The sequence below is a fragment of the Pseudomonas sp. TH21 genome (genome assembly GCF_016651025.1).
In the GTDB taxonomy this organism is placed as follows: Bacteria; Pseudomonadota; Gammaproteobacteria; order Pseudomonadales; family Pseudomonadaceae; genus Aquipseudomonas; species Aquipseudomonas aylmerensis.
In genome coordinates, this window is the sequence record NZ_JAEKEQ010000001.1 from 6176587 (window position 1) to 6201799 (window position 25213).

The 25213-nt window shown below is 61.6% G+C and carries 25 protein-coding genes and 1 riboswitch; of the genes, 13 read left to right on the forward strand and 12 right to left on the reverse strand.

Annotation, left to right across the window (positions count from 1 at the left end; all coding sequences use genetic code 11):
- Positions 1-26: 26 nt before the first annotated feature.
- Complete coding sequence (gene mltA / locus JFU04_RS27450; RefSeq protein WP_201146040.1) at positions 27-1214, forward strand: murein transglycosylase A; 1188 nt, start codon at positions 27-29, stop codon at positions 1212-1214.
- Positions 1215-1507: 293 nt separating this feature from the next.
- Here mltA and JFU04_RS27455 read toward each other — a convergent pair whose 3' ends face one another.
- A complete protein-coding gene (locus JFU04_RS27455) occupies positions 1508-1894 on the reverse strand; it encodes an MAPEG family protein (protein WP_065904857.1) in 387 nt (128 codons plus the stop codon).
- 182 nt (positions 1895-2076) lie between these two features.
- On the opposite strand from JFU04_RS27455, the gene JFU04_RS27460 reads away from it, so the two are divergent.
- A complete protein-coding gene (locus tag JFU04_RS27460; RefSeq protein ID WP_201146041.1) occupies positions 2077-3336 on the forward strand; it encodes a cation:proton antiporter in 1260 nt (419 codons plus the stop codon).
- Here JFU04_RS27460 and JFU04_RS27465 read toward each other — a convergent pair.
- The 3 genes from JFU04_RS27465 to JFU04_RS27475 all read right to left on the reverse strand — a co-directional run bounded on the left by JFU04_RS27465 (position 3330) and on the right by JFU04_RS27475 (position 6730).
- The gene (locus JFU04_RS27465) at positions 3330-4217 is read right to left on the reverse strand and encodes a formate/nitrite transporter family protein (protein ID WP_065904861.1); all 888 of its coding nucleotides are present in this window, start codon (positions 4215-4217) and stop codon (positions 3330-3332) included. The genes JFU04_RS27460 and JFU04_RS27465 overlap by 7 nt on opposite strands.
- Before the next feature lie 71 nt (positions 4218-4288).
- The gene (locus JFU04_RS27470; protein WP_201146042.1) at positions 4289-6220 is read right to left on the reverse strand and encodes a patatin-like phospholipase family protein; all 1932 of its coding nucleotides are present in this window, start codon (positions 6218-6220) and stop codon (positions 4289-4291) included.
- A 105-nt stretch (positions 6221-6325) separates the two neighbouring features.
- On the reverse strand, positions 6326-6730 hold the full coding sequence (locus JFU04_RS27475; protein WP_065904864.1) for an acyl-CoA thioesterase: 405 nt from the start codon (positions 6728-6730) through the stop codon (positions 6326-6328).
- Positions 6731-6922: 192 nt separating this feature from the next.
- A riboswitch (S-adenosyl-L-homocysteine riboswitch) is annotated at positions 6923-7028 on the forward strand.
- Positions 7029-7049: 21 nt separating this feature from the next.
- Here JFU04_RS27475 and ahcY point away from each other — a divergent pair.
- From ahcY to JFU04_RS27500, 5 genes are all read left to right on the forward strand, one after another.
- Positions 7050-8459 carry an adenosylhomocysteinase gene (gene ahcY / locus JFU04_RS27480; RefSeq protein ID WP_010207176.1) on the forward strand — a complete coding sequence of 470 codons (1410 nt, stop codon included), beginning with the start codon at positions 7050-7052 and terminating at the stop codon, positions 8457-8459.
- A gap of 165 nt (positions 8460-8624) precedes the next feature.
- A complete protein-coding gene (metF, locus tag JFU04_RS27485) occupies positions 8625-9470 on the forward strand; it encodes a methylenetetrahydrofolate reductase [NAD(P)H] (protein WP_065904866.1) in 846 nt (281 codons plus the stop codon).
- An 83-nt stretch (positions 9471-9553) separates the two neighbouring features.
- Positions 9554-10636 (forward strand): hypothetical protein, encoded by a 1083-nt coding sequence (locus JFU04_RS27490; RefSeq protein WP_065904867.1) that lies wholly within the window; start codon positions 9554-9556, stop codon positions 10634-10636.
- Positions 10637-10699: 63 nt separating this feature from the next.
- Positions 10700-11491 (forward strand): substrate-binding periplasmic protein, encoded by a 792-nt coding sequence (locus tag JFU04_RS27495; protein WP_201146043.1) that lies wholly within the window; start codon positions 10700-10702, stop codon positions 11489-11491.
- Between the two features lie 221 nt (positions 11492-11712).
- The gene (locus tag JFU04_RS27500) at positions 11713-13599 is read left to right on the forward strand and encodes a DEAD/DEAH box helicase (RefSeq protein WP_120450290.1); all 1887 of its coding nucleotides are present in this window, start codon (positions 11713-11715) and stop codon (positions 13597-13599) included.
- A gap of 225 nt (positions 13600-13824) precedes the next feature.
- Here JFU04_RS27500 and JFU04_RS27505 read toward each other — a convergent pair whose 3' ends face one another.
- Both JFU04_RS27505 and JFU04_RS27510 read right to left on the reverse strand, forming a co-directional pair.
- On the reverse strand, positions 13825-14403 hold the full coding sequence (locus tag JFU04_RS27505; RefSeq protein WP_065904872.1) for a YceI family protein: 579 nt from the start codon (positions 14401-14403) through the stop codon (positions 13825-13827).
- A 32-nt stretch (positions 14404-14435) separates the two neighbouring features.
- A complete protein-coding gene (locus JFU04_RS27510; protein ID WP_065904873.1) occupies positions 14436-14987 on the reverse strand; it encodes a cytochrome b in 552 nt (183 codons plus the stop codon).
- Positions 14988-15268: 281 nt separating this feature from the next.
- Here JFU04_RS27510 and JFU04_RS27515 point away from each other — a divergent pair, with 281 nt between their 5' ends.
- On the forward strand, positions 15269-16675 hold the full coding sequence (locus JFU04_RS27515) for an adenosylmethionine--8-amino-7-oxononanoate transaminase (protein WP_201146044.1): 1407 nt from the start codon (positions 15269-15271) through the stop codon (positions 16673-16675).
- Between the two features lie 65 nt (positions 16676-16740).
- Positions 16741-17460 carry a 16S rRNA (uracil(1498)-N(3))-methyltransferase gene (locus tag JFU04_RS27520; protein WP_120450292.1) on the forward strand — a complete coding sequence of 240 codons (720 nt, stop codon included), beginning with the start codon at positions 16741-16743 and terminating at the stop codon, positions 17458-17460.
- A gap of 53 nt (positions 17461-17513) precedes the next feature.
- On the opposite strand, the gene JFU04_RS27525 is transcribed toward JFU04_RS27520, so the two are convergent.
- The 3 genes from JFU04_RS27525 to JFU04_RS27535 are packed head-to-tail and all read right to left on the reverse strand — an operon-like array spanning position 17514 to position 20043.
- Entirely contained in the window at positions 17514-18416 is a 903-nt protein-coding gene (locus JFU04_RS27525; protein ID WP_106802409.1) for a transporter substrate-binding domain-containing protein, read from the reverse strand.
- 24 nt (positions 18417-18440) lie between these two features.
- Positions 18441-18791, reverse strand: coding sequence for a RidA family protein (locus tag JFU04_RS27530; protein ID WP_065904878.1), 351 nt, complete (start codon positions 18789-18791; stop codon positions 18441-18443).
- Between the two features lie 10 nt (positions 18792-18801).
- The gene (locus JFU04_RS27535) at positions 18802-20043 is read right to left on the reverse strand and encodes a D-amino acid dehydrogenase (RefSeq protein WP_201146045.1); all 1242 of its coding nucleotides are present in this window, start codon (positions 20041-20043) and stop codon (positions 18802-18804) included.
- 107 nt (positions 20044-20150) lie between these two features.
- On the opposite strand from JFU04_RS27535, the gene JFU04_RS27540 reads away from it, so the two are divergent.
- Entirely contained in the window at positions 20151-21053 is a 903-nt protein-coding gene (locus JFU04_RS27540; protein WP_201146046.1) for a LysR family transcriptional regulator, read from the forward strand.
- Positions 21054-21076: 23 nt separating this feature from the next.
- On the opposite strand, the gene trhA is transcribed toward JFU04_RS27540, so the two are convergent.
- Positions 21077-21694 (reverse strand): PAQR family membrane homeostasis protein TrhA, encoded by a 618-nt coding sequence (gene trhA / locus JFU04_RS27545; RefSeq protein ID WP_201146047.1) that lies wholly within the window; start codon positions 21692-21694, stop codon positions 21077-21079.
- A gap of 203 nt (positions 21695-21897) precedes the next feature.
- On the opposite strand from trhA, the gene JFU04_RS27550 reads away from it, so the two are divergent.
- Genes JFU04_RS27550 through JFU04_RS27560 form a run of 3 tightly spaced genes read left to right on the forward strand, consistent with a single transcriptional unit; the run spans position 21898 to position 23965 of the window.
- Positions 21898-22464, forward strand: coding sequence for a chromate transporter (locus tag JFU04_RS27550; protein WP_065904889.1), 567 nt, complete (start codon positions 21898-21900; stop codon positions 22462-22464).
- Positions 22464-23006: a chromate transporter gene (locus tag JFU04_RS27555; RefSeq protein WP_065904891.1), complete on the forward strand. Its 543-nt coding sequence runs from the start codon at positions 22464-22466 to the stop codon at positions 23004-23006. Before JFU04_RS27550 ends, JFU04_RS27555 begins: the two co-directional genes overlap by 1 nt.
- A gap of 38 nt (positions 23007-23044) precedes the next feature.
- Positions 23045-23965, forward strand: a complete 921-nt coding sequence (locus JFU04_RS27560) for a LysR family transcriptional regulator (RefSeq protein ID WP_201146048.1) — start codon at positions 23045-23047, stop codon at positions 23963-23965.
- Positions 23966-23982: 17 nt separating this feature from the next.
- On the opposite strand, the gene madM is transcribed toward JFU04_RS27560, so the two are convergent.
- Together madM and madL are read right to left on the reverse strand one after the other, a co-directional pair.
- Entirely contained in the window at positions 23983-24747 is a 765-nt protein-coding gene (madM, locus tag JFU04_RS27565; RefSeq protein ID WP_058426582.1) for a malonate transporter subunit MadM, read from the reverse strand.
- A gap of 1 nt (position 24748) precedes the next feature.
- Positions 24749-25162 (reverse strand): malonate transporter subunit MadL, encoded by a 414-nt coding sequence (gene madL / locus JFU04_RS27570; protein WP_064454526.1) that lies wholly within the window; start codon positions 25160-25162, stop codon positions 24749-24751.
- Between the last annotated feature and the right edge of the window lie 51 nt (positions 25163-25213).

The window sequence follows — 25213 nt, forward strand, 5'->3', positions numbered from 1 at the left end:
GGGCAATCGCTTCAGGAATTGCGTTTATGAATGTCGTGCTGAAAACCTGGAGCCGCCGCCTGGCGTGGGCTCTGCCGATTGCTGCACTGCTGGCCGGCTGTGATGGCAGTAAAGACGCCAACAAAACAGAGGAAGTGGCCAAACCCCATGCCGTAGCCACCTACGTGAGCGCGCCATGGGAAGCCCTACCGGCGGTGTCCGACAGCGACCTGCTGGCCGGCTTTGAAGCCTGGCGCAGCGCCTGCCAACGCCTCAAGGCCGACCCGATCTGGGGTGCGACCTGTGCCGCAGCGGTCACCGTGCCGGGCAATGCCGTGGCGGTGCGTGGTTTTCTCAAAGAACGCCTGGATGTATTCGGCCTGCGCTCGGCCGACGACACCCCCAATGGCCTGATCACCGGCTACTACGAACCGGTCTACCCCGGCAGCCTGACCAAGACTGCCACCGCCCATGTGCCCGTGTATGGCGTGCCGGATGACCTGATCATCGTCAATCTGGAAAGCATCTATCCGGAACTCAAGGGCAAGCGCCTGCGCGGTCGCCTCGAAGGCCGCGTGCTCAAGCCCTATGACGATGCCAGCGCCATCAACGGCCAAGGCTCCAGCGCCAAGCCGATTGCCTGGCTGACCAACCCGATGGACCTGCAATTTCTGCAGATCCAGGGCTCGGGCCGCATTCAACTCAAGGACGGCCGCCAACTGCGCGTGGGTTATGGCGACCAGAACGGCTACCCCTATCGTCCTATCGGCCGCTGGCTGGTGGAGCAAGGCGAGTTGAAGAAAGAAGAAGTGACCATGGGCGCCATCAGCGCTTGGGCCAAGGCGCACCCGGAGCGAATCCCGGAACTACTCGCGAGCAACCCCAGCTACGTGTTCTTCAGCGCCCGTCCCGACAGCAATGAAGGTCCGCGCGGTTCGCTGAACGTGCCGCTGACGGCAGGCTACAGCGTGGCGGTGGATCGCAAGGTGATCCCGCTGGGCAGCCTGTTGTGGCTGTCGACCACCACGCCCGACGGCTCGGCATTGGCACGTCCCGTCGCCGCACAGGACACCGGCGGTGCAATCACTGGCGAAGTGCGCGCGGATCTGTTCTGGGGCACGGGTGATGCGGCAGGCGAGTTGGCGGGGAATATGAAGCAGCAAGGCCAGATCTGGATGCTGTGGCCCAAAGGCGCGGCGTTGCCGCACGTGCCGGATGCACCCGCGGGTACCTGAGGAACACTGTAGATCAAATGTGGAAACGGGCTTGTCGTGGGGAGAAGGCCTGTCGTGGGGAGCGGACTTCTGTGGCGAGCGGGCTTTTCGTGGCGAGCGGGCTTGCCCCGCGTTGGGGTGCGAAGCAGCCCTGACAACAGGCGCCGAGTTCCTTCTGAAAAAACTCGGTGTGCCGATTGGGGCCGCTTCGCGCCCCAACGCGGGGCAAGCCCGCTCGCCACAGTAGGCGGGCTTGCCACAGCAGCCCGCTTGCCACAGTAAGCCCGGCCACAATAGAAGGGCCGGGCTACGCCTTAGATCGATACGAAGAAGAAGCTCGCGATCAATACCATCCCTACAAACCACACCAGCGAACGCAGCATTGCCCAGTCGGCGACGTAGCAGATGATGTACAACAGGCGACTGGTGATAAACAGCACCGCCAGCACATTGATGGTCACCAACGACGCAGTCCCGGCAAGGTGGGCGATAATCACCGCCGCCGCGAAGGCGGGTGTCACCTCAAAGCTGTTGAGCTGCGCGTTGTGGGCGCGCTTGGCGAAGCCGTCGAGGGTATCCAGAAAAGCGCGCGGATCATGATTCTGCCGCGGGCCGAATTTGCCGCCACTGAACTTGGCCACCCCTGTGCACAGGTAAGGCAGGAAAATCGCTATCAACACACACCAGAAAGCCACCGTCATCACTGATTCCTTTTGTAGTTTTAAACAGAAATTAGAGTTTTAGCACTAAACCTAGCAAACCGCACTCACCGGCTATGAGCACGCCGCGCACCGAAAGGTTCTATCGCGCTGTGCAACCTCATGCCCGCCCTGCGGTCCACCCATGCACCAAAGAACTGCCACCCAACCTCCAAGGACCCCGGATGCTTGAACTTGTCGCCGCCTTCATCTGCCTCACCACCCTGCTCACCTATGTGAACTTCCGTTTTATCGGCCTGCCACCCACCATCGGCGTGATGGTCACGGCCCTGCTGTTTTCGCTGATCCTGCAAGGCCTGAGCGTGCTCGGCTACCCGGGCCTGGAGGAACGTATCCAGCAACTGATCGGCCAGATCGACTTCGGCGATTTGCTGATGAACTGGATGCTGTCGTTCCTACTGTTCGCCGGCGCCCTGCACGTCAACCTCAACGACCTGCGCAGCTACCGCTGGCCCATCGGCCTGCTGGCAACGTTCGGCGTGTTGATTGCCACCGTGGTGATCGGCAGCCTGGCGTACTACATCTTCGCGCTGTTTGGCTGGCACGTAAGCTTCCTCTACTGCCTGCTGTTCGGCGCGCTGATCTCACCCACCGACCCGATTGCGGTCTTGGGCGTGCTGCGTACCGCCAACGCCTCCAAACCGCTGAAAACCACGATCGTCGGCGAGTCGCTGTTCAACGACGGCACGGCGGTGGTGGTGTTTACGGTTTTACTGGGTATTGCACAGCTGGGCGAAACGCCGACCGTAGGCGCTACCGCGATGCTGTTTGCCCATGAGGCGATTGGCGGCGTGGTGTTTGGTGGCCTGATCGGCTACCTCGTGTACCTGATGATCAAGAGCATCGAGCAGCACCAGATCGAAGTGATGCTGACCCTGGCCCTGGTCATCGGCGGTTCGGCGATGGCCACCGAACTGCACGTCTCGGCGCCGATTGCGATGGTGGTGGCCGGTCTGATCATCGGCAACCTGGGGCGCAAGCTGGCGATGAACGACATGACCCGTCGCTATCTGGATGGCTTCTGGGAACTGCTCGATGACATGCTCAACGCGCTGCTGTTCGCGCTGATCGGCATGGAGCTGCTGCTCTTGCCGTTCAACTGGCTGCACGTCTTCGCTGCCAGCCTCCTGGCCGTGGCAATCCTGCTGTCACGCCTGCTGACCGTTGCTCCGGCGATCCTGCTGCTGCGCCGCTGGCGCACGGTGCCACGCGGGACCATCCGCATCCTGACCTGGGGCGGCTTGCGCGGCGGGGTTTCGGTAGCGCTGGCACTGGCATTGCCGCTCGGCCCGGAGCGCGACCTGCTGCTGAGCATCACCTACATCGTGGTGCTGTCGTCGATCCTGTTGCAGGGGTTGAGCATCGGCAGGCTGGTCAAGCGCGTGACTCGGGACGAGCCCCCAGCCACGCCCGAGCCTCACTGATCCTTGTTGATCTGCTGCGGATGCCTCGGGTCCGCAGCGGTTTTTCCCGGCAAGCTGCTTTCACTGCGAATCTGCGCGTGACTGATCAACGCAAAGATAAAGCTGCCGCCGATGATATTGCCGGCCAGGGTCGGACCGGCAAACACCAGCCAGAAGTCTTTCCACGGCAATTCGCCGGCAAACACCAGGTACGAAACCTCGGCCGAACCGACGACGATATGGGTGAAGTCCCCCAGCGCCATCAGGTAAGTGATCAGGATAATGATCCACATCTTGGCGCTTTCCATGGAAGGGATCATCCACACCATGGTCGCGATCATCCAACCGGAAACGATGCCTTTTGCAAACATCTGGCCGGCGTCGTTTTCCATGATCTTGCGGCCGATTTCGAGGAAGGCCAGGTCGGTCTTGGTATCGAAGATCGGCAGGTGCAGCATCACATACGCCACCAGCAGGGTGCCGCACAGGTTGCCGACCAGCACGACTGTCCATAAGCGCAGCAGGCGTCCCGCATTGCCCAGCGTAGGCTTGCTCATCACCGGCAGCACGGCGGTCAGGGTGTTTTCGGTGAACAATTGCTGGCGCGCCAGGATCACCGCGAGGAAGCCCGCGCAGTAGCCGAAGCTGGCGATGACCTTGAAGGCTTCGCCATCTGGCAGACGCGAGTTGAGCAAGCCCATCGCCATCAGCGACAGTCCCATGGTCAGGCCGGCAGCGAGCGCCGACCACCACAAGGCGGCGACGCTGCGCTCCAGTTCCTGGTCGCCTTGGGTGCGGATGATTTCATGCAACACCGCCGCGCGGGGGGGTTGGTTCTTGTCTACGTCCTGTTGCTCTTCCTGCGACAGGTTGGGGGTCTTGCCGTCTGCTTGAGTGGCCATGATGTACCAGAGTCCGAGGGGTGCCTGTAGCTACGACATGCCGGCACAGTAGCTGTTCAGTGGCCAGGCAACTAAACCCGTTTGCGCCAGGCCTTGGCCATCTCCACAGTAGTGTCACTGGAAGACATACTCCATGGCATGTTGCGCGCCTGGTAATGTTCGCTGAGATCATCAAGCACACGATTGAACGCCTGCGGCGTGGTGGCCTTGGCCAAGTCTCGTGCCGCGCGCTGCAACAGTTCGACATTGAATGCCGGCTGGCCAGGCCGGAACAGTGACGGGTAGATAACCTCCCGTGTAAAGCTCTCGGCACTCACCGCAATATCGCGACGTTTCATTTCGGCAACAGCGCAAGCCATGACCCTGGAAGTGGACGGTACATCGCCGGAGCCCTGACTAGCAGCCACTTGCAGCAATCGCTGAAAATTTCGCTGGCCTGGGTCATTCAAGCGCCGTCCCAACCACTCCAATTGCTCGGGACTTCGGGCAAGTGCTTCCAGATTGCGCACTGCCGACGACAGCTTCGGTGTGAACAGCAAGCCAGCATGCGACTTATCGACCTCTGTAATCGCATGGTCCAGCGCGCGCAACGCCTGTTTCGCTTCTTCTCGAAACATCAGCACACTGGCTGCGGCACTGTCTGCCTGCAACGCCGTCTGCACACTGGCCAGTGTTTCATCATCCATCGCCAGCACCGCCGCATCCAGCGAACCGAACGAGTGAGAATCCCTCGTCGAGGCAAGATTCTGCAGGTGCCCAGCCACCGTTTCACGGGTCCTTTCCTGCAGGTGCTGCTTGTGCTCATCCTTCATGGTGAAGTTGACCGTACCGTTGAACAGGCCGCGAAAATCTCCCTGCTCAGTATTCAGTGGCGACACCAGCGTCTGGTCGGCAAATGCCTTGAGCCTATTATCCTGGTAAGCCTCGGCAGCCGAATGTGGCGTTCCCGTAATGCAGTCGACCAAGCTGCTGAAAAAACTGCCACTTTGGGCAGGCTCCTCGGCGGAGTCAGGCTCGAATTTGATGATCAGCGACTCGGGCTTGCTCAGGAGGCTCTCGGCAAACAATCGGTCCACCACGCCTGGCGCTGGCGTATTGAGCATCAGGCCACCGTCCTGAAAGGTCGTGGTTTCTGTCGCCATCTGGAAGCCATGCCCCTGTTCCACAGGGCTTTTGAACAGTGCCGGCAACGAACCCGAAATACGCGCAGCGCGGGCAATATCCATGTCCGGCGTCAAACTGCTGTTGAACACTACCAACTGTGGACGCCCTCCAAACATGCCCGTGCCGGTGATATTGAGTTGCTTGACCGCTGCAATACTGCGGCTTAACACCTCAAGGTCGGCAAACGTCGGCGCGCCACCAGCACTGAGCTTGTCAGCAATGCGCATGACGTCGGCAGGCCGGGTTTCTCTGGGAGTGTCGGCAATATGACCAAGAAGCGCCTTGCGCGACTCGTCGCGGACCATGTCCTCCAGCGGGGCGGCATCGGTTTTCAGGCGCGGCAGCAGGGTCATCAGCAACTGGGAAATATTGCCGACCGGGCCCGGCAAGTACCCGAGGTATTTGCCCAGTGTCGAACTGGCGTCCTGCAACCAGGCCGTCACCGGGTCTTTGCTGTTCAGCAAAGTTGGCAGACTGATGTTGTCCGACAGTCCATCGAAGGCCGCCGTACTCATTCCACTGGCGATCAATGCTGCAGAAATCGCACCGGCGGATGAGCCGGAAATCACCTGGATGCCTTCCAGCTTCCGGGCGTCCTCGAGTGCCTGCACCACCCCCGAAAAGGCAACCCCCTTGGCGCCACCACCGCTGAGCACCAAATGCGTGATGGGCGGCCGCGACAATGTCACCTCCACACGCCCATGGGGATCGCGCTGGAGGATCAGATTGCGCGCGCCGCCGCCCTCCACCCGTAACGTCTTCGCGGTGTGATCGACGCGGGTACTGACATCCCCAGGCGAGGGAAACTGAACGGGGTTGACCGGATTGAGCACTTTCATGCGCTGACTCACTCTGCGGGGGGTGTAGTGCTGAGTGATGACAGCGCCTGGGAAAGATCCAACCGGAACAATCAGGTAACAGAAACCAAACCGGTGGGCATGCAGTTACTCCTGGATGCCATCCTCTTGAAACTGGTCTTTCACGTACTTGATTTCCGTACGGCCGTGAGGCGCTGGCAGGCCATCTTCACCGAGGTTGACGAAGACCATTTTCTCGACGGTGAGGATGCTTTTACGGGTGATCTTGTTGCGCACTTCACAGGTCAGGGTGATCGAGGTGCGACCGAATTCGGTGGCGGTGATGCCCAGCTCGATGATGTCGCCCTGGCGCGAGGCACTGACGAAGTTGATTTCGGAGATGTACTTGGTCACCACGCGCTGGTTGCCCAACTGGACAATCGCATAGATCGCCGCTTCTTCGTCGATCCAGCGCAACAGGCTGCCACCGAACAGGGTGCCGTTGGGGTTGAGGTCTTCGGGTTTTACCCATTTGCGGGTGTGGAAGTTCATGGGGACTCCAGGTTTGAGATGTTTGGCGATGGGGTTGTGGCCCCCAGCTTCAAGTTTTAAGCGACAAGCTGCAAGTAGTAGCCGATTCGCTCTTACTTGCCGCTTGTAGCTTGTTGCTTGCCACTAGCCGGATAAAGACAGCTATAATCGCCCCCGATTTCAGAACGGCTACTACTACCGTTCTCCCGCCACCTGTCCGAGGGGCGCTGCAGCAGGTTCAACCTGTCAGGCTCGGATGGGGCGTTGTCCGGCCTGGTTAGCCAGCTGGATACTAAACGCACAACGGCGCCCATTCGCACACTACGAATGGAGGCTCTTCATGAGCGCTGTAAACACGCCTGCAGATTTCAACGACTACAAAGTCGCCGACATGTCCCTCGCTGCCTGGGGCCGTCGCGAAACCTTTATCGCCGAATCCGAAATGCCTGCGCTGATGGGCCTGCGTCGCAAGTACGCCGCTGAGCAACCGCTCAAGGGCGCGAAGATCCTCGGCTGCATCCACATGACCATCCAGACTGCCGTGCTGATCGAGACCCTGGTTGCCCTGGGTGCCGAAGTACGCTGGTCGTCCTGCAACATCTTCTCGACTCAAGACCAGGCCGCTGCCGCTATCGCTGCTGCCGGTATCGCCGTGTTCGCCTGGAAAGGCGAGACCGAAGAAGAGTACGAGTGGTGCCTGGAGCAAACCATCCTCAAGGATGGCAAGCCATGGGACGCCAACATGATCCTCGACGACGGCGGCGACCTGACCGAGCTGCTGCACAAGAAGTACCCGCAGATCCTCGACCGCGTCCACGGCGTGACCGAAGAAACCACCACCGGCGTACACCGCCTGCTGGACATGCTGGCCAAGGGCGAGCTGAAAATCCCGGCCATCAACGTCAACGACTCGGTGACCAAGAGCAAGAACGACAACAAGTACGGCTGCCGTCACAGCCTGAACGATGCCATCAAGCGCGGCACCGACCACCTGCTGTCGGGCAAGCAAGCCCTGGTGATCGGCTACGGTGACGTGGGCAAGGGTTCGTCCCAGTCCCTGCGTCAGGAAGGCATGATCGTCAAGGTGTCCGAAGTCGATCCGATCTGCGCCATGCAAGCCTGCATGGACGGTTTCGAAGTGGTTTCGCCGTTCATCAACGGCCAGAACGACGGCACCGAAGCGAGCATCGACAAAGCCCTGCTGGGCAAGATCGACCTGATCGTGACCACCACCGGTAACGTCAATGTTTGCGATGCGAACATGCTCAAGGCCCTGAAAAAGCGCGCCGTGGTGTGCAACATCGGTCACTTCGACAACGAAATCGACACTGCTTTCATGCGCAAGAACTGGGCATGGGAAGAAGTGAAGCCACAGGTACACAAGGTTCACCGTACCGGCGCTGGCGATTTCGACCCGCAGAACGATGACTACCTGATCCTGCTGGCTGAAGGCCGCCTGGTTAACCTGGGCAACGCCACCGGCCACCCAAGCCGCATCATGGATGGCTCGTTCGCCAACCAGGTTCTGGCCCAGATCTTCCTGTTCGGCCAGAAATACGCCGACCTGTCGCCTGCCCAGAAAGCCGAGCGCCTGACCGTGGAAGTACTGCCGAAGAAACTCGACGAAGAAGTGGCCCTGGAAATGGTCCGCGGCTTCGGTGGCGTCGTGACTCAACTGACCAAGACCCAGGCCGACTACATCGGCGTGACCGTCGAAGGTCCGTTCAAGCCGCACGCTTACCGCTACTAAGCAGCGGCAAGCTTTCAGCGGCAAGCGTCAAGAAATGCGCTTGTGCCGAGGGCTTGCTACTTCATTGCTCTTTAAGCAGCTACCAGCTGCGAGCTCCAAGCTGCAAGAACAGGCACACCGCCCTCTTGCAGCTTGAGGCTTGCAACTTGCAGCTGGAGACCTCACATGTCCCAAGACCGTCGCTACAGCTTCGAGTTCTTCCCGACCAAGACCGATGCTGGACATGAAAAACTGATGGCCGTTGCCAAGCAACTGGCCAGCTACAACCCTGACTTCTTCTCCTGCACCTACGGCGCCGGCGGCTCGACCCGTGACCGCACGATCAACACCGTGCTGCAGCTGGAAAGCGAAGCCAACATTCCCGCCGCTCCGCACTTGTCGTGCGTGGGCGACAGCAAGGCCGACCTGCGCGGCCTGCTGACCCAATACCAGCAAGCCGGCATCAAGCGCATCGTCGCCTTGCGTGGCGACCTGCCATCCGGCATGGGCATGGCCAGCGGTGAGCTGCGCTACGCCAACGACCTGGTGAGTTTCATCCGTGAAGAAAGCGGCGATCACTTCCATATCGAAGTGGCGGCTTACCCGGAGATGCACCCCCAGGCGCGTAACTTCGAAGACGATCTGCAGAATTTCGTGCGCAAGGCCAACGCCGGTGCCGACAGCGCGATCACCCAGTACTTCTTCAACGCCGACAGCTACTTCTACTTCGTGGAGCGCGTGCGGGCCATGGGTGTGAACATCCCGATCGTGCCAGGCATCATGCCGATCACCAACTACAGCAAGCTGGCACGTTTCTCCGACGCGTGCGGTGCCGAGATCCCACGCTGGATCCGCAAGCAACTGGAAGCCTACGGCGACGACGTCAAGAGCATCCAGGCGTTCGGCGAACAGGTCATCAGCAGCATGTGTGAAGAATTGCTGCAAGGTGGCGCACCTGGGCTGCACTTCTATACGCTTAACCAGGCTGAGCCGAGCCTTGCAATCTGGAACAACCTCAAGCTGCCGCGCTGAGGTCTGACCGAGTTGCACCCAGGCCCTCGTTTATACGAGGGCTTTTTTTGTTCACATCTCCCCGGAATGGAAGCCTGCAGTAAATGAATACAGCGTCCCCGACTCCCCGCCCGCAGCTGGTTTACCTGGTATTCGGCGCCGAGACCTATCATCAGGAAGCGGTATTCAGCATCGCCAGTGCCCTGGCGCAGCTGGGCGCAACCGAGGACCTGCCCCTGGACATCCAGGTGTTCAGCGACAACCCGGCGCCCTACGACGGCCTGCCGGTGCAGGTCCACGTACTGGATGAGGCCACGCGCAAACGCTGGAGCGAGCCTCACGGCTACCATTTCCGCACCAAGCACGTGCTGTTGCGCCAAGTCCTGGAAACGGCGGAGCGCGCACTGCTGATCGACACCGATACGTTTTTCCACGACTCGCCCATGGCCCTGTTCGAGCGCGTCGCGCCCGGCACCCTGCTGTGCAACGCCTTCCACGCCAAGTACGGCGATAACCGCGAAAGCGTGCTGTACGAAGCGCTCGCGCCATACCTGAGCGAAAAAGGCCTGGCCGACGACAACATGTGGCTGCTCAACTCCGGGGTCATGGGCCTGGCACGCCAGGACGCGCACCTGCTGGACCAGTCGATCGCGCTGATGGACGAACTGTTCCCGATGGCTCTCGGCGCCTACACCCTGGAAGAGTTCTGCCTGTCGGTTGCCGCCTACCGCCAGGTCAACGTGCGCCAATGCCCGGACCTGATCCACCATTACTGGAGCCGCAAACAGCTGTTCCGGGCCAAGGTCAAGGCGTGGATCACCAAGCACAGGGCCAGCCCCATCAGCACGCTGGCCCTGGCCGACACACGCAAGGTCTCCGCCCACTTGCCGCGCCCGCCACGCCTGCAGCGCCTGATGTACAAGCTGATCACCCTGGCCCTGCCCAAGCGCAAGCAGCAGTTCATCCGCGAGATTCTCTACGGGTGCTACGAGCACCAAAACGAGTTCGACCAGGCATGTGGCCCGGTTTGGTGGGACAAGGCCCGCCAGAATCAGGAAGAGCGCCAGCAGCGCCCGGTCGATGCACACCAGTTGGAGCACTGGTTCGCCAACCCGTTGGTGCGCCTGATTCTCGGTGAGCGGCGTACCGCTATCTACGAGCACCTGATGAGTTCGCAGACGCATTGATACCGCCTGCAGATGCGTGTGCCAGAGCTTCTCTTTAGCGCAGGAGCGTCGTAACCTCAGGGTATGCCCGTGATCCTGAAGCTTGCGACCGCTGCCCTTTTCACTTGCCTGAGCCTGGCCGCTTATGGCGAGAAACTGCGCATTGTCACCGAGCCCTGGGCACCCTATGTGTACGAAGAACGCGGCGCCATGCAGGGACTGGACTACGACACCACGGTGATCGTGTTCCAGCGCCTGGGGGTCGATGTAGAGTGGCAATTCCTGCCCTGGAAGCGCTGCCTGGCCATGCTTGACCAGGGCCAGGCCGACGGCGCGCTGGATATTTTCCACAGCCATGAGCGCGACGCGCTGCTGCTCTACCCCAGCGAACCGCTGTCACAAGTCGAGTTCACCCTGTTCTATGCCAACGAACGGCCGCACCCGGCCCAAAGCCTTGAGGACCTGCGCGGCCTGACTGTCGGCACCTCGCCAGGCTACCTGTATGGCGAGCCGTTCAGCGATTCCGCGCTGTTCAACCGCGAAGCGGCGCCCAGCCATGAGGCCAACTTCGGCAAATTGATGCTCGGGCGCATCGACCTGGTGATCACCGACCGCCGGGTCGGCCAGCACGTGATCAAGGCCATGGGCCTGGAAGGCAAGGTCAGCCAGGCCCAGGTCGTGGTCAGCCGCCAGCCGCAGTTCCTGGCCGTGCGCCGGGGTGCGGGCATGGACCTGCTGGTGCAGCGCTTTGCCGCCGAGCTGAGGCGCTTCAAACAGGAACCGGCCTACGCCGCCTTGAGTGCCAAATATGGTGGAATCCAGGCCATATCGGCAGCAGGAGACACCGTTGAGCAGCAGGAAAGCAGCGCGCAGTGATTGCTCTGTTATACTCCGGCCTTTCCGCCAGGCTTACGCCCGGCCGCTGAGGTCTTGAAAAAGGCACCCAACCCCGCTACAGCGCAGCTTTGAGCCCGCGCGAGCCGGTGGAGTGCTCGCCAGACGCAGCAGGACCGGACGGGATTGCGCTCCCCTAAGCGCCATTCGCGCCCGGCAAGATTATCCCTCTGGGCCAAGCCCTAACTAAAACAGGATTACTCATGTCCTTTGCTTCCCTCGGTCTCTCCGAGGCTTTAGTCCGCGCCATCGAGGCAGCGGGCTATACCGAGCCTACTCCGGTGCAACAGCGGGCCATTCCCGCCGTGTTGCAAGGTCGCGACCTGATGGTTGCGGCTCAGACAGGTACTGGTAAAACCGGCGGCTTCGCCCTCCCGATTCTGGAGCGGTTGTTCCCCAATGGTCACCCGGACAAATCCCAGCGTCACGGCCCGCGCCAACCGCGCGTACTGGTCCTGACCCCCACCCGCGAACTCGCCGCGCAAGTGCACGACAGCTTCAAGCTGTATGCCCGCGACCTGAAGTTCGTCAGCGCCTGCATCTTCGGCGGCGTCGGCATGAACCCACAGGTTCAGGCCATGTCCCGTGGTGTCGACGTGCTGGTCGCCTGCCCCGGTCGCTTGCTCGACCTGTGCGGCCAAGGCAGCGTCGACTTGTCCCACGTGGAAATCCTCGTGCTGGACGAAGCAGACCGCATGCTCGACATGGGCTTTGTCCATGACGTGAAAAAGGTCCTCGCACGCCTGCCGGCCAAACGTCAGAACCTGCTGTTCTCGGCAACGTTCTCCAACGACATCACCGCCCTGGCCGGCAAGCTGCTGCACAACCCGGAACGCATTGAAGTCACGCCGCCGAACACCACGGTCGAGCGTATCGAACAACGCGTGTTCCGCCTGGCCGCCAGCCACAAGCGTGCGCTGCTGGCCCACCTGATCACCGCCGGCGCGTGGGAACAGGTACTGGTGTTCACCCGCACCAAGCACGGCGCGAACCGCCTGGCCGAGTACCTGGACAAGCACGGCCTCACCGCCGTCGCCATCCACGGCAACAAGAGCCAGAACGCCCGCACCAAAGCCCTGGCCGATTTCAAGGCCGGTGAAGTGCGCATCCTGGTGGCCACCGATATCGCCGCCCGCGGCCTGGATATCGACCAACTGCCACACGTGGTCAACTTCGAACTGCCGAACGTCGACGAAGACTACGTGCACCGTATCGGCCGTACCGGCCGTGCCGGTCGTTCGGGTGAAGCCATCTCCCTGGTTGCACCGGACGAAGAAAAACTGCTGAAAAGCATCGAGCGCATGACCAAGCAGAAAATCGCCGACGGCGACCTGATGGGCTTCGATGCCAGCGCCGTCGAGGCTGAAAAGCCAGAAGCGCGCGAGCGTCCGGACGTGCGCAACCCACGCAACCCACGCGGTCCGAAGGGCGATGGCCCGAACGGCGGCGGTGGTGGCGGTGGTCGTCGCGACAAGGGCAAGGACAAGGGCGGCAAGGAAAAAGCGCCTACCAACGGCCGTGGCGAGCGCCCGGCCCGTGAGCAAAAACCACGTGAAGGCACCCCGGCCCGCGAACAGCGCCAGCCGACCCAGCCACCACGCGCTGCAGCCGACCGCGCCCCGGACGAGTTCCTCGACGACGACGTGGATAACTTCGGTAACCGCGTCGACTACGTGCCCCAGGCCAAACCGGCCCAGGGTCGTGGCCGTCGTCCAGGCGCCCCGGCGCAAGGTGCCGGCGCTGGTGCCCCACGTGGCGGCCAGCCACAGGGCGGTCGTCAGAACGGTCCGCGCAACAGCAGCGGCGGCACCACCGGTACGCCACCGGCCAAGCGCAACGGCCCGCGTAACGGCGCGCCTCGTGATGGCCAGGCCCGTCGCGATGATTCGCGCAGCAACAACCGTCGCCCGGCCCGTGACGACCAGCCACGCTTGTCCGAACCCGCCGTGCAGAACCCGCGCGGTGGCCCGGCGCCGAAGATCATCCACAAGGAGTCGAAAGCCGACCGCTTCCCGACACCGGAGCAGTTGGATCAACTGCCAGGCCGTCCTCGTGGTGAAAAACCAGCGCTGCTGACCCGCAACCGCTGAGTTTCACAGCACCACAAAAAATGCCCCGCCTCTTTCGAGACGGGGCATTTTTTTTGACTCGACACTGATCAACGTGGGAGCTGGCTTGCCTGCGATCGTATCGACTCGGTGTGCCTGATGCTTCGATGCGCCCGCATCGCAGGCAAGCCAGCGCCCACATTGCGTGCATTCCAGGCATAAAAAAACCGGATCTCAGGATCCGGTTTTTTCGGGTAAAAACAGAAATTACTTCTGCTTGACGCCTTCCAGCGAGATGTCCAGGTCCACAGTCTGCGAGGACGGGCCTGGGCCTTTGATGCCGAAGTCGTTCAGGTTGACGGTAGTGGTGGCGTTGAAGCCAGCACGTTCGCCGCCCCATGGATCCTTGCCTTCACCGTTGAAGGTCGCCTTGAAGGTCACAGGCTTGGTCACGCCGTGGAAAGTCAGGTCGCCCGTCACGTCAGCGGTTTTTTCGCCGGTGGATTTAACAGCGGTGGACACGAACTTGGCATCGGCAAACTTGCCAACATCGAGGAAGTCCTTGCTGGCGATGTGCTTGTCACGTTCTGCGTGGTTCGACCACAGGCTGGCGGTTTTCACGTCGACCGCGATTTTGCTGGCTTCAGGCTTGGCGGCATCCCAGCTGAACGAACCATCCCAGTCCTTGAAGGTACCGTGGATGTAGCTGTAGCCCAGGTGGCTGATTTTCCAGTCGATGAAGGCGTGCTGGCCTTCCTTGTCGATCTTGTAGTCGGCGGCCATCACCTGACCAGCAGACAGCAGGGCGGTACCGATTGCCAGAGCGGCGAGCGTCTTTTTCAACATGCTTTCTATTCCTTGTGAGTCGAGGTTGAACATCAGGCTTTGCGCCCCAGCATACGAACCAGGGTCACATCACGATCAATGAAATGGTGTTTCAGCGCGGCCACGCCATGCAGGCCGGCGAACACCACCAATACCCAGGCCAGGTACAAATGCACCACGCCTGCAGTGTCTGCCTGGTCCGGTAGCCCGGAAACCAGCGCAGGAATCTCAAACAAGCCAAACACCGGGATCCCGACACCGTCTGCGGTGGAAATCAGGTAACCGGCAATCATCACGGCAAACAGCCCGAGATACAGGAACGCGTGGCCAAACGCAGCCCCCAGACGCGTCATGCGGCTATAGCTGGCAAGCGGTGGCGGCGGCGGGCTGACCAGGCGCCAGACGATCCGCACGAGCATGATGGCGAACAGCGTAATGCCGATGCTCTTGTGCAGGTCCGGGGCGTCTTTGCGCCAGGCACTGTAGTAGTCGAGACCGACCATCCACAGGCCCAATGCGAACAGACTGAACACCACCAGAGCCACGCCCCAGTGCAAAACGATGCTGACCCAGCCATAGCGGGCCGGTGAATTACGTAGTTGCATGTCCCAAATCCCGTAAGAGCTGTGGCAAGACTATCGATTTACCTATCGAATTAAAGCGGAAAATTTCGCTTTGAAATATCGAGAAATACGATCAAGAGCGTATGCAGAGTAAGTTAACAAGAGATTAAGGACTATCCAGAAGAAACGTGACGGACTGTCCTGCGTTTACCACCAATTTACGCTTCAAACTCGCAATGGGTTGTGACACAGGCCTGCATTGCATAGGCTTGCGCGACTGTTTCACCTGCGCCACACGCAGGACCGCTTCGAGGAGATGACCGATGGGCTTGAACAACCAGTGGATGCAACGCGACCTGGCCGTGTTGTGGCATCCCTGCACCCAGATGAAAGACCACCAGCAACTGCCGCTGATCCCCATCAAGCGCGGTGAAGGCGTGTGGCTGGAAGATTTCGAAGGCAAGCGCTACCTCGATGCCGTCAGCTCCTGGTGGGTCAACGTGTTCGGCCACGCCAACCCACGTATCAACCAGCGCATCAAGGATCAGGTCGACCAACTCGAACACGTGATCCTCGCCGGTTTCAGCCACCAACCGGTGATCGAACTGTCCGAGCGCCTGGTGGCGATGACGCCCGAAGGCCTGACCCGCTGTTTCTATGCCGACAACGGTTCGTCGTGCATCGAAGTGGCGCTGAAGATGAGCTTTCATTATTGGCTCAACCGCGGCCTGCCGAACAAGAAGCGCTTCGTCACCCTGACCAACAGCTACCACGGCGAAACCATCGCCGCGATGTCGGTGGGCGATGTGCCGCTGTTTACCGAAACCTACAAGGCGCTGCTCTTGGACACCCTCAAGGTGCCGAGCCCGGATTGCTACCTGCGTCCCGAAGGCATGAGCTGGGAAGAGCATTCGCGCAACATGTTCCAGGCCATGGAACAGACCCTCGCCGAAAACCACGACAGCGTCGCGGCGGTGATCGTCGAGCCGCTGATCCAGGGCGCCGGCGGCATGCGCATGTACCACCCGGTGTACCTCAAGCTGCTGCGCGAAGCCTGTGACCGCTATGGCGTGCACCTGATCCACGATGAAATCGCCGTGGGCTTCGGCCGCACCGGCAGCATGTTCGCGTGCGAGCAGGCCGGTATCCGCCCGGATTTCCTGTGTTTGTCCAAGGCCCTCACCGGCGGCTACCTGCCATTGGCGGCGGTGGTCACCACCGATGATGTCTACGACGCCTTCTACGACGACTACCCGACCCTGCGCGCCTTCCTGCACTCTCACAGCTACACTGGCAACCCGCTGGCGTGCGCGGCCGCCTTGGCGACCCTGGATATTTTCGAAGAAGACAACGTCATCGAGAACAACAAGGCCCTGGCCCAGCGCATGGCCACCGCCACCGCGCACCTGGTGGACCACCCGCACGTGTCGGAAGTGCGCCAGACCGGCATGGTCCTGGCCATCGAGATGGTCCAGGACAAAGCCACCAAGACCGCCTACCCGTGGCAGGAACGCCGTGGCCTGAAGGTCTTCGAGCATGCCCTGGAACGCGGTGCGCTGTTGCGGCCCTTGGGCAGCGTGGTGTATTTCCTGCCGCCGTATGTGATCACGCCGGAGCAGATCGATTTCCTGGCCGAGGTGGCCAGTGAAGGCATCGACATTGCCACCAACAGCAAAGTCAGTGTCGCCGTGCCGAAGGACTTCCACCCAGGCTTTCGCGATCCCGGCTGATCACACCCTTGCAGGCGCCGGCAAGCCGGCGCCTGCAGAAACACCTTATTTTCCAGAGAACAGAAATGAGACTGTCCCGCTTTTTCACCGACACCCCGCTGAGCCTTGGCGAGCACGAACTGCCCGAAGCCCAGGCGCACTACATCAGCCGTGTACTGCGCATGAACGAAGGCGACGCCGTGCAGTTGTTCGACGGTTCCGGCCAGGAGTTCCTGGGTACTTTGCTGGATGTCGGCAAGAAGCGCGTCAGCGTGCAACTCACGCAAAGCTTCGCCGGGCAGGCCGAATCGCCGCTGCACATCCACCTCGGCCAGGGGCTGTCGCGGGGCGAGCGCATGGATTGGGCGATACAGAAAGCCACCGAACTGGGCGTCAACGCGATCACGCCGATTTTCAGCGAGCGCTGCGAAGTGCGCCTCAAGGATGAACGCGCCGACAAACGCCTGCTGCACTGGCGCCAGGTGGCAATCAGCGCGTGCGAACAATGTGGGCGTTCGACAGTGCCAGTGATTCACCCACCGCTGCTGCTGGCGGACTGGTTGAAGCAGACCGAGGCCGACTTGAAACTGGTCCTGCACCCGGTGGCCGAGCCGCTGGTCAGCCATGCCAAGCCTGCCAGCCTGGCCTTCCTGATCGGTCCTGAAGGCGGTTTGACCGACAATGAAGTGCAAACCGCGCAAGACGCCGGCTTCCATGCCGCCCGCCTGGGCCCGCGCGTATTGCGGACCGAGACGGCGCCCGTCGTCGCGCTGGCGGTGGCCCAGCAACTCTGGGGCGATTTCTAACCCTCCCTCCAATGCAGGCGCTGGCTAGCCGGCGCCTACAGTTGATCAGGTGATCACTCCACCGGGTCACTCACCGGCGTGGCAATGATCGCCTTCAACTCGCTGGTCATCGGGAACTCCAGGTTCAAGCCCTTGGGCGGAATCGGCTGTTCAAACCAACGCTGGTAAATCCCGTTGATCGCCCCCGAGCGGTACAGGTCGCCCAGTGCCTCGTTGACCACCGCGAGAAACTGCGGGTCGCCCTTGCGCACCATGCAGCTGTAGATTTCCCGCGACTGCTCTTTGCCGACCACCACCCATTTGTGCGGATCCCTGGCCTTGGCGCGCTCACCGTAGAGCAGCGCATCGTCCATATAGAACGCCGCTGCGCGACCGGTCTCGAGCATCTTGAACGCCTCGCCGTGGTCCTTGGCGCTGATCACGAACATATTGGTCTTGTGCTCGGCGTTGTAGTTCTTGAGAAACCGCTCGTTGGTGGTACCGGCGGTGGTCACCACGTTTTTGCCCTTGAGGTCGTCAAAGCCCTGGATACCGCTGTCCTTGGCGGTCAGCAACTGCCCCTTCACGTAGATAAAGCCGTAGGAAAATGCCACCTGTTGCTGGCGCTCTGCAGTCACCCCGGTAGAGCCGCATTCCAGGTCGACGGTACCGTTCTGCACCAGCGGGATACGCGTCTGGGAAGTCACCAGGTTGTATTTCACCTTGAGATCGGCCACCCCGGTTTTCTCCTCGATGCGCTCGACGATCTTGCTCGCCAGGTCTACCGAATACCCCATGGGCTTGCCACTGCTATCCCCCACGTAGGAAAACGGCACCGACGCATCGCGATAGCCCAGGGTGATCGACTTGGCACTGGCGATCTTGCCCAGCGTGCCGTCCAGCGGCGCTTGATTGGCATGGGCCTGCGCCCCCAGCAACAGCCCCAGGGTGCAACCGGTCAACAGGATTTTTTTCATTGTTATTCTCCGTTGGTCTTTGAGTTATTTACGGACAGCAATCACGCTGATTTCCACCAGCACACTCGGTCGCGCCAGTTCCGCCTGCAAGGTGGTGCGCGTCGGCGCCATGCCCGGCGACAGCCAGGCTGACCACACATCATTCATTGGGGCGAAACCGTTGCCGATATCTTTCAAGTAAATGGTCGCATTCAAGACATGATCCTTGTCACTGCCGGCCTGGGCCAGCAGCCCGTCGATCTTCGCCAGCACTTCGCGGGTCTGGGTCGCCACGTCGACACCCTCGCCCGGCACCTGGCCCGAGAGGAATACCAGGTCCTTGAAGGTGACGGCGCCGGACAGTCGTTCGTTGCTGCTGATTCGCGTGATGGTCATGGGTGCATCCTTATGCGGCGCGGGGCGCCAGGCCCTGCATATCAATGGAAGGGACGTGTTGGCCGATCAACTCGGCGAGCAATTGGCCGCTGCCGCACGCCAGGGTAAAGCCCAGGGCACCGTGGCCCAGGTTCAGCCACAGGTTGCGATAGCGACTGGCGCCAATCAGCGGCACGCCGGTCGGGGTAGCCGGGCGCATGCCGGCCCATTCCAGCGCATGCGCGTAGTCGCCAGCTGTAGGAAATGTCTCGATTGCCTGGCGCTTGATCAGTGCCAGGCGCTTGGGCTCAAGGCTGGCGTCGAAGCCGACGATATCCACCATCGCCGCCACCCGCAGTTGTTCGCCGATGCGCGCGTAGACGATCTTGCGGTCGTAGTCGGTGATGCTCACGTTCGGCGCGCGGTGCTGCGCGCCAATCGGCACGCTCAGGCTGTAGCCCTTGAGCGGGTACAGCGGCAGTGACAAGCCCGGCAACGCCAACTCGGCACTGCGATGCCCGGCAGCCAGCACCAATTGCTGCACTGGCATCACTTCGCCGCCCAGTTCGATAGCCTGTACCGCACCGTCGGCATGCAGGATCCCGGTGACCTTGCGCCCCAGCATGAAGGTACAGCGCCCCGACGCTTGAAGACGCGCCGCCAACTGCTGGCAGAAGGCATGACAGTCCGCCACTTCCTCATTGGGCGTGTAGATGCCGCCGACAAACCCACCTGCCGCGAGTGTCGGCTCCAGGCGCGCACAATCTACCGCCGACAGCACCTGCTGCTGCAGGACGTCGGTGACCTTGCTGCGCGCCCGCTCGAAGGTATCGGCGTTGCGAAAAGTCACCAGCTTGCCGTTGCGTCGCCAGTCGAAACCGTCCAGGCCGTCATCGACGCGCCATTGCTGCAAGGTGGATTGGCTCAGGCTCGCCAGGCGCAGCAAGTGCGCGGCGTTGCGTTTGTTCACCGAGCCGCGGCAGGCGCCGATGAAGGCCGCCATCCAGCGCCATTGCTGGGGGTCCAGGCGCGGGCGCAGCTTGAGCGGCGAATCGCCACGCAGCAACCAGCCAATCGCCTGCAGCGGCACGCCGGCGTCTGCCAGCGGGGCGACGTAGCGGTAGGACAACTGCCCACCATTGGCAAAACTGGTTTCGCTGCCCAGGCTGTCGCGTGCCTCGATCACCGTCACTTCATGGCCGGCGCGGACCAACGCGTAGGCACTCGCCAGGCCGATAACCCCTCCACCGATGATGCAAACCTGCCTGGTCATGCCAGCCCCCAGCCGTTGAATAAGAAGGCTCAAGCCTAGGGGCAGGTGACAGGTCACCGACAATGAATAAAGATGGGTCACCTATAAACAAAGGTTATGGACACGCCATGCGCTTGCGTCATATCGAGATCTTCCAGGCTATCCGCCAGACCGGCTCCATCAGCGCTGCCGCGCAGTTGCTGCATGTGTCGCAGCCGGCCGTGACCAAGGTGTTGCAACACGCGGAGTTACAATTAGGCTTTCCGCTGTTCCTGCGGGTGCGCGGCAAGCTGCAACCCACGCCGGAAGCCCTGGCGCTCGAAAGCGAAGTGGAAAAAGTCACCCAGAGCCTGCAAGGCGTGCGACGCCTGGCCAAGAGCTTGCGCCGCGAGCCGGGCCAAAGTGTGCGCATTGGCGCGATCCCGGCCCTGGCGCTGTCGCTGCTGCCGCCGGCGATTCTGGAGTGGAAGCACGATTACCCGGACATCGCCTGCGAACTGTCCAGCGACCACAGCCGCGAACTGGTGCAGAAACTGTTGATGCGCGAGATCGACCTGGCATTGACGCTCAACTTCGCCGGCCATCCGGGGTTGACCACCCAGGTGTTGGCCAATGGCGTGCTGGTGGCGCTGGCGTCCAAAGGCTATTGGTCCGAGGCTGAAACCCGCCAGCCGCTGCCGCTCGCCGACCTGGCGGGTGCGCCGCTGATCGGGCTGTCCAGCGCCGACCCGCTGGCCGCGAAACTCGACAGTTACCTGGAAAACGTCGACCCGCCGCCCCAGGTGACGATCTCGGTGCAAACCTATTCGCTGGCCCGGGCCATGGTGGAATCCGGCGCCGGGCTCACGGTGATCGACCCCTTCACCGCGCTGGGAGCCTCGACCGCCACCACGCGCATCCGCACGCTCACGCCGCCCTTGCCGATCACCCTGTACGCCCTCACCCGCGCCGACGAACCACCGCCGCACATGCTGGCAAACCTGCTGCAGATTTTCGGCAAGCGTGCCCGCGAGCTACTGGAACGCCTGTAAGCGTAATCGCCGGCAAGTGACGGTCACAGCACGTAGTGCATGATCGCCACAAAATGCAGCAGGCTGCCGCCGATCACGAACAGGTGCCAGATGCCATGGGAATGCCGCAGGCGATCCTCCAGGGCAAAAAAGATGATGCCCACGGTATACAGCACCCCGCCCGACGCCAGCCAGGCGAACCCCGCCGTGCCCAGCGCGGCGAGCAGCGGCTTGACCGCCACCAGTACGATCCAGCCCATCACCGCGTAGATCACGATCGACAGGATGCGCGCCTCGGACCGCGGCTTGATCTCCTGCAGGATGCCGATCACCGCCAGCCCCCACACAATCCCGAACAGCGTCCAGCCCCATGGCCCGCGCAGCGTGACCAGGCAGAACGGCGTATAGCTGCCGGCAATCAACAGGTAGATCGAGAAGTGATCGACCTTCTGCATGATCTCTTTCCGTCGCCCCTGCACGCTGTGGTACACGGTGGACGCGCTGTACAACACCAGCAGGGTAAAGCCGTAAATGGCCACACTGACGATTTTCCAGGGGCTGCCGTCCAGGCTCGCCACCACCAACATCCATACCGCACCGACAAAAGCTGCAACCGTCCCGAGCAAATGGCTCCAGGCGTTGAATCGTTCCCCGTGATACATGTGTCACTCACCTCGAATAACCGTTATCACCTTGAGCATTCTGACCGCAGTCACTCACTATCGGGTAACAACCTTTCTTCATTTGCCCTAACACCGCTGCCCATCGGATGATTCACACCGTCCTTGCCGGCACAGGGCTCAAGGGCCTCATCGCCGGCAAGCCGGCCCCTGCAAGGGTGCACCTGCCCCCAATGGTATCGACAATGCCTGAGCTTGAACCCGACATGCCGCAACCCAGCCTATGGCAACTGTTTTACAACTTCGCCATGGTCGGCCTGTTCGGCTTTGGCGGCGTGATGCCTTGGGCGCGGCAGATGATGGTCGACCGCCGCCGCTGGGTCAGCGAGCAAGGCTTCAATGAGCTGCTGACCACCGGCCAGTTCTTCCCCGGCCCCAACATCGCCAACGTCGGCATCATCTACGGCCGGCGCCTGCATGGCTTGCCGGGTGCGATTGTGACCGTCTGCGGGCTGTACCTGTTCCCCTCGCTGATCACCGTGTTCGCCGGTTTCGCCTACGCCAAGTGGTGGAGCAACGAGGTGGTGCAGCAGATTTTCGGCGCCGTGATGCCGATCGCCACCGGGCTGATGCTCGGCACCACCCTGCGCTTGCTCAAGGCCATGCCTCGCACCCTGGCCAACTACAGCGCGTTCGTGCTGACCTTCGTGCTGATGGCGGTTTTCGTGCTGCCGCTGTGGATGGTGCTGCTGATCTGCATCCCCAGCTCGCTGGCCCTGAGTTTTGTCAGCACACATAAGGTGGCCGGCTGATGCAAACCGTGCTGCTGCACCTGATGATCCAATGCGCGCTGTGGTCGTTGATGTCGATTGGCGGCAATACCGTGGCCATCAGTGATATCCACCGCTACGCCGTCACTGACATGAACTGGATCACCGACGCGCAATTCGTCGCGTTCTTCGCCCTGTCCCAGGCGCTGCCGGGGCCCAACGGCATGTTCCTGGTATTTATCGGCCAGCAGGCGGCAGGGTTGCCCGGCGCGCTGGTGGCGCTGGCCGCCAAACTGGTGCCTTGCTCGGTGTTGACCTACGTCGGCGCCGGCTGGCTGGAGCGTCACACCCGCACGCCCTGGGTGCAGCGCGTCAAGCGCAGCCTGCTGCCGCTCTCCATCGGCTTGATTCTCGCCTCGACCTACATCCTGATGAACAGCCTGGAAAACAATGCCACCAGCCTGGTGCTGACGCTGGCCAGTGCTGCCGTGGTGTATTACACGCGCCTGAACGCGATCTGGCTGATCATCCTCGGCGTGGTGCTGGGCCTGTGCAGCGCATGGCTGGGAGTGAACTGGTTTTAGGGGCACAATCGACGGCATTCGAACAAGAGCCCATGGCCATGCTGATCGACGAAGAATTCACCCTCAAAAAGCTCGAGATCTTCCTGGCGTTCATGCGCACCGGCAACCTGGCCCGCGCCGCCGCCGAGCTGCAAACCAGCAACGTCAGCGTGCACCGCGCCATTCACTCGCTGGAAAATGCCCTGCGCTGCCCGCTGTTCAAACACGAAGGGCGCAACCTCACGCCGCTGGAAAGCGCCTACGTGCTTGAAGAACGCGCGCAAAAACTCATCGCCGATGTGGTCGACAGCGTGCGCCTGACCCGCGAAGCCGCCGGGTTCTCCGCCGAGCGCTTCAAGCTTGGCTCGCTGTACTCGCTGACCGTCAAGACCGTGCCGCAACTGATCATGGGCCTCAAAATCAGGCGCAGCGAACTCAATATCGACCTGATCCTGGGCTCGAATTTCGACCTGCTGTACAAGCTCAAGAACATGGAAGTGGACGCGATCCTCATCTCTCTGGATGAGCACGCCAACGACCCCGACTGCGAACAGATTGCCTTGTTCAACGACGACATCTTCCTCGCTACCCCGGCCGATTCGCCCTTCGACCGCGAGCGGGAAATCGACCTTGCCGACGTGCGCGACGCGACCTTCATCACCCTCACCCAGGGCTTCGCCACGCACCAGGATGGCAATCGCGTGTTCAAGCAGGCGGGGTTCGAGCCGAAGGTGGCGATGCAGGTCAATGACATCTTCACGCTGTTGAGCATGGTCAGTTCGGGCGTGGGTTATGCGCTGCTGCCGGGAAGGATTGCGGCGGTGTACGAGAACCGCGTGAAGCTGATACCGCTGCAACCCAGGTATCGGTTGCAGCAGCATATCGGCGTGGTGTTCCTGAAGGCCAAGGAAAGAGACCCGAACTTGCTGGCGTTGTTGGCGGAGTGTCGGATGTATGCCAATCGGCAGGGGACAGCCTGACACTCCGCTATCGGGGGTCAGCCCACCAACCCACGCACGATGAAGTACAGCAGCGAAGGCCCGAGCAAACACCCCAGCCCGGTATGGAACGTCGCCGTCAGCGCGCCATACGGCACCAATCGCCGATCCGTTGCCGCCAAGCCTGCCGTCACTCCACTCACGGTGCCGGCCAAGCCGCCAAACACCATCGCCGAGCGCGGGTTATCCAAGCCCATCCAACGCGCCGCCACGGGCGTGCCGACCATCACCAGGATCGCCTTGATCAACCCGGTGGCAATCGACAGCGCCATCACATCCGAGGTCGCGCCAATCGCCGCGCCAGTCACCGGGCCGACGATGTACGTCACCGCGCCCGCGCCGATGGTGGTCATGCTGATTGCATCGCGGTAGCCAAACACCCAGGCCATGCTCGCGCCGACGATAAACGGCAGGATCGTGCCCAGCAGCAAGGCGATCACGCCAATCATGCCGGCCTTGCGCGCTTCGGTGGCCTGCACCTCAAACGCGGTGGCGACGATGGCGAAGTCACGCAGCATCGCTCCGCCCATCAGGCCGATACCGGAGAACAGTGCCAGGTCGGCCAGGCCTTTTTGCCCGCCCGTGATCGTGCCGCCGACCCAGGCCAGCACCAGGCCAATGACGATGGCAATCGCCGAGCCGTGGATGCGTCCGAAGGTGAGTCGCTTGGACAGCACCACGGAAATCCACATGACCACGCCAACAAAGGCAAACGCGGTGATCAGGCCGTTATGTTCCAAACCTTTTTCAATGAGATCCCACATATCAGCGGCCTCCCACGACAGGTGTCGGCGTGATCAGCGGCTCTTCATCGGGTAAAGGTTCACCCTTGTGCGTGCGGCTGATCAGGGCAATGGTGCACCCGCACACCACCACCGAACCAATCGCCGCGAGCACCGCGACCGGTCCGCCGTGCAGGGCAGTGACGACGTTCTGTTGCGCGGCCATCGCCACGACCACGGGGATGTACATCGCGCCCCAGAAGCCCACGCCCATCTCGCAATCCTTGGTCATGCCGCCGCGTTTTTGCATCCACAGGCGGGCGCAGATCAGCAGGATCATCGCAATCCCCACCCCGCCCACGTTGGATTTGACGCCGAGCAACACGCCAAGCATGTCGCCCATGATCACGCCCGCGAGCGTGCAGATCGCCAGCAATGCCACACCGTAAATAATCATTGTTGTTGTCCTCAAAGTGCTCGATCGAAATTGTTGTTTTTGTGCTTCGAA

Bases quoted from the DNA above. Each gene is read 5' to 3' on its own strand.
- mltA (WP_201146040.1), top strand. From the start codon at position 27: ATGAATGTCGTGCTGAAAACCTGGAGCCGCCGCCTGGCGTGGGCTCTG.
- JFU04_RS27455 (WP_065904857.1), bottom strand. From the start codon at position 1,894: ATGACGGTGGCTTTCTGGTGTGTGTTGATAGCGATTTTCCTGCCTTAC.
- JFU04_RS27460 (WP_201146041.1), top strand. From the start codon at position 2,077: ATGCTTGAACTTGTCGCCGCCTTCATCTGCCTCACCACCCTGCTCACC.
- JFU04_RS27465 (WP_065904861.1), bottom strand. From the start codon at position 4,217: ATGGCCACTCAAGCAGACGGCAAGACCCCCAACCTGTCGCAGGAAGAG.
- JFU04_RS27470 (WP_201146042.1), bottom strand. From the start codon at position 6,220: ATGAAAGTGCTCAATCCGGTCAACCCCGTTCAGTTTCCCTCGCCTGGG.
- JFU04_RS27475 (WP_065904864.1), bottom strand. From the start codon at position 6,730: ATGAACTTCCACACCCGCAAATGGGTAAAACCCGAAGACCTCAACCCC.
- ahcY (WP_010207176.1), top strand. From the start codon at position 7,050: ATGAGCGCTGTAAACACGCCTGCAGATTTCAACGACTACAAAGTCGCC.
- metF (WP_065904866.1), top strand. From the start codon at position 8,625: ATGTCCCAAGACCGTCGCTACAGCTTCGAGTTCTTCCCGACCAAGACC.
- JFU04_RS27490 (WP_065904867.1), top strand. From the start codon at position 9,554: ATGAATACAGCGTCCCCGACTCCCCGCCCGCAGCTGGTTTACCTGGTA.
- JFU04_RS27495 (WP_201146043.1), top strand. From the start codon at position 10,700: ATGCCCGTGATCCTGAAGCTTGCGACCGCTGCCCTTTTCACTTGCCTG.
- JFU04_RS27500 (WP_120450290.1), top strand. From the start codon at position 11,713: ATGTCCTTTGCTTCCCTCGGTCTCTCCGAGGCTTTAGTCCGCGCCATC.
- JFU04_RS27505 (WP_065904872.1), bottom strand. From the start codon at position 14,403: ATGTTGAAAAAGACGCTCGCCGCTCTGGCAATCGGTACCGCCCTGCTG.
- JFU04_RS27510 (WP_065904873.1), bottom strand. From the start codon at position 14,987: ATGCAACTACGTAATTCACCGGCCCGCTATGGCTGGGTCAGCATCGTT.
- JFU04_RS27515 (WP_201146044.1), top strand. From the start codon at position 15,269: ATGGGCTTGAACAACCAGTGGATGCAACGCGACCTGGCCGTGTTGTGG.
- JFU04_RS27520 (WP_120450292.1), top strand. From the start codon at position 16,741: ATGAGACTGTCCCGCTTTTTCACCGACACCCCGCTGAGCCTTGGCGAG.
- JFU04_RS27525 (WP_106802409.1), bottom strand. From the start codon at position 18,416: ATGAAAAAAATCCTGTTGACCGGTTGCACCCTGGGGCTGTTGCTGGGG.
- JFU04_RS27530 (WP_065904878.1), bottom strand. From the start codon at position 18,791: ATGACCATCACGCGAATCAGCAGCAACGAACGACTGTCCGGCGCCGTC.
- JFU04_RS27535 (WP_201146045.1), bottom strand. From the start codon at position 20,043: ATGACCAGGCAGGTTTGCATCATCGGTGGAGGGGTTATCGGCCTGGCG.
- JFU04_RS27540 (WP_201146046.1), top strand. From the start codon at position 20,151: ATGCGCTTGCGTCATATCGAGATCTTCCAGGCTATCCGCCAGACCGGC.
- trhA (WP_201146047.1), bottom strand. From the start codon at position 21,694: ATGTATCACGGGGAACGATTCAACGCCTGGAGCCATTTGCTCGGGACG.
- JFU04_RS27550 (WP_065904889.1), top strand. From the start codon at position 21,898: ATGCCTGAGCTTGAACCCGACATGCCGCAACCCAGCCTATGGCAACTG.
- JFU04_RS27555 (WP_065904891.1), top strand. From the start codon at position 22,464: ATGCAAACCGTGCTGCTGCACCTGATGATCCAATGCGCGCTGTGGTCG.
- JFU04_RS27560 (WP_201146048.1), top strand. From the start codon at position 23,045: ATGCTGATCGACGAAGAATTCACCCTCAAAAAGCTCGAGATCTTCCTG.
- madM (WP_058426582.1), bottom strand. From the start codon at position 24,747: ATGTGGGATCTCATTGAAAAAGGTTTGGAACATAACGGCCTGATCACC.
- madL (WP_064454526.1), bottom strand. From the start codon at position 25,162: ATGATTATTTACGGTGTGGCATTGCTGGCGATCTGCACGCTCGCGGGC.